Raw genomic sequence first — 2,459 nt, 5'->3', positions numbered from 1 at the left:
GCATGGAGACATTGAGTAATCTGCATTGCTAGTTATACTTTTGCCTGTAATCATACCATTTTTACCTGGAGGTAAACGAATTCCTTAGAACCAAAAAATAAGTAAGAGAAATCAAGCGATCGCTTGATTTCTCTTACTTAAAGAACTGTCTACTTAAAACCCATGACCGGAATCATCGTCTTCGCCTAAAGGGTATATAAACCTTCGGCTGTCATGCCAAATCGAACAACAGAAATTCTGTGCTATTTTTGGCTTCTATGGCTATCTGGTTTTCATCACTGATTGCAGCGCCATCTCCAGCAGCTAGTGGCTTACTATTCAAACTGATATCGCCTTTGATAACTTGCAGCCAAGCATGGCGGTTAGGGTTGATTTGATAATTAACCTGCTGTCCAGCATCGAGCAAACTTGCGTAGAGATTGGCATCTTGGTGGATAGTAACCGAACCATCCCGACCATCTTGAGAAGCAATTAAACGGAGATTTCCGTGCTTTTCTTCAGCCGAATACATTTTCTGCTCGTATCTAGGTTTTAGTCCCTTTTGATTAGGCGTAATCCAAATTTGCAGAAAATGCACTAAGTCAGTTTTAGAATGGTTATATTCACTGTGCGTAACTCCTGTACCAGCGCTCATAACTTGCACTTCACCCGGAAGAATAATGGAGCTTGTTCCCATGCTATCTTTATGCTCTAAAGCACCTTCTAGTACGTAGGAAATAATTTCCATATCTCGATGAGAATGGGTCCCGAAGCCTTGGTTCGCTTGCACTCTATCTTCGTTAATTACGCGCAGAGTTTTAAATCCCATGTGCTGAGGATCGTAGTAGTTGGCGAAGGAGAATGAATGATAGGAATTGAGCCAACCATGATCGGCGTGTCCACGTTCTTCTGCTTTCCGAATTGCAATCATTTTCATCTCCTATTTAACTTAAATACCAGCGGCTGAGCTTAGAGTTATCCTGGTTGTAGAGAGGCGATTTATTGCATCTCCCTTCGCAGACTAAAAAAATGGGATCTGTTGCCAGTTGGTACAAGTAAACTTTATTTAGACAGGCTACGGTTTTGTCATGAAAAATACTAAAGTTTACTGTGCGAACCATCACAAAACGATGGATTGCTGGTGTGTTTACACTGGCATACTGCTACCTGTTTTTTGTCTTTCAGTACAAACTTTACAGGGGGGATTCCGTGTTTTGATGGGAACCATCGCCATAAGGTTGATTGTGAGATTGACCGCAACTGCACCAAAATTTAAGTACCAGATTCAAGCGCAAGCAGGATAGGTTTTGTATCAACAATAACGGGTTCACTCATTTTGCTTGTCCTTGGCTTTCTTAGGTGTCTTATTTTTGTATATTTATAGTTTAAAAAATGTAACCATAAAGTGTAAAGTATGCACTTTAAAGTAAGATAGTACCCAAAAAGATACTATGGAAGCTAAAAGCGAGAATTTTGAAAGGAAGACTTGTCCAGCAGAAACTACCTTAAAAGCAATTAGCGGACGCTGGAAGCTTTTGATTGTGGCAGAACTATGGTCAGGCGTTAAACGGTTTGGGGAACTGCAAAGAGGGCTGGAGGGAATCACTCAAAAGATGCTCACGCAGCAACTCAGAGAGATGGAAGAAGACGGAATTATTCATCGTCAGGTTTATCCGCAGATTCCCCCAAAAGTGGAATATTCTTTGACTCCTTTAGGAGAAAGTTTGAAACCGATTATTCAGGCAATGCACGAATTAGGCACGCAATTATAGAAATTATTGGCAGAAATTATTGGCGAGTATAGCGATGCTTCACCCCAATCGGAAAATATTCTGGATCGCCGCTGGGAGTTAAGGTAACTTGCGGCATTTGGTAGGTTGGGGGGACATAGTTGGCAAACTCGCTGTTGAGATGTAGTAGCTGGGACAGAATCGAAGATGCGATCGCTTCCTGCTTGTCTTTACTGGCTTCTACTTGGGGCGCTAACTCCACAACCACCGACAGGAAGCGGTTTTTATCTGCATCTTCCTGAACTTGCATGACAAACTTACCCGTCACCCACTCTCGAATCGTGGGTTGTTCTAACCCCACCGTCACATTTTCCGGGTAAATATTTGCGCCGAAATAGGAAACCGTGAAATTAGACCGTCCAAACACATAAACAAACGGTAAGGGAGGAATTCCTCTTTGGGTAGCCCGCGCCGCCGGATTGAGTTCGGGTAGCCCTAAGCCGGAGGTTTCGGGATGAGGAATGGCACTTTCACCTTGCAGCGCCGCGACTGGATCGAAGTCCCATTCTGCTAAAAACTGGAGCATTTCATCGTAAGGGATTAAGCCTCCCGTATCGGAGATATGATAGCGGATCAGCGGAATCCCGTTATCGCCGGAAAACAGCAATGTGCCCTCGTGAACCTCGAAAAAGCGACTCAGTGGGTCATACTGTACCAGCGTTGGCAAGCGAGATTCCCCAAATAATGCCT

Annotated in this window: 3 protein-coding genes and 1 pseudogene; 1 reads left to right on the top strand and 3 read right to left on the bottom strand. The window is 43.6% G+C overall.

The window, feature by feature from the left end:
* Positions 1-211: 211 nt before the first annotated feature.
* Both H6F50_RS07645 and H6F50_RS27875 read right to left on the bottom strand, forming a co-directional pair.
* On the bottom strand, positions 212-910 hold the full coding sequence (locus H6F50_RS07645) for a pirin family protein (RefSeq protein WP_190428071.1): 699 nt from the start codon (positions 908-910) through the stop codon (positions 212-214).
* 167 nt (positions 911-1,077) lie between these two features.
* Entirely contained in the window at positions 1,078-1,245 is a 168-nt protein-coding gene (locus tag H6F50_RS27875) for a CDGSH iron-sulfur domain-containing protein (protein ID WP_347277143.1), read from the bottom strand.
* Positions 1,246-1,430: 185 nt separating this feature from the next.
* On the opposite strand from H6F50_RS27875, the gene H6F50_RS07635 reads away from it, so the two are divergent.
* Positions 1,431-1,751, top strand: coding sequence for a helix-turn-helix domain-containing protein (locus H6F50_RS07635; RefSeq protein WP_190410721.1), 321 nt, complete (start codon positions 1,431-1,433; stop codon positions 1,749-1,751).
* A 16-nt stretch (positions 1,752-1,767) separates the two neighbouring features.
* On the opposite strand, the pseudogene H6F50_RS07630 reads toward H6F50_RS07635, so the two are convergent.
* Positions 1,768-2,459: pseudogene (locus H6F50_RS07630) on the bottom strand (phenylacetate--CoA ligase family protein); the annotation flags it as partial.

It is taken from the genome of Coleofasciculus sp. FACHB-712 (assembly GCF_014695635.1).
Classification (GTDB): domain Bacteria; phylum Cyanobacteriota; class Cyanobacteriia; order Cyanobacteriales; family FACHB-T130; genus FACHB-T130.
The sequence above is the reverse complement of the archived record's forward strand: the minus strand, read 5'-3'. Positions and strand labels throughout refer to the sequence as shown.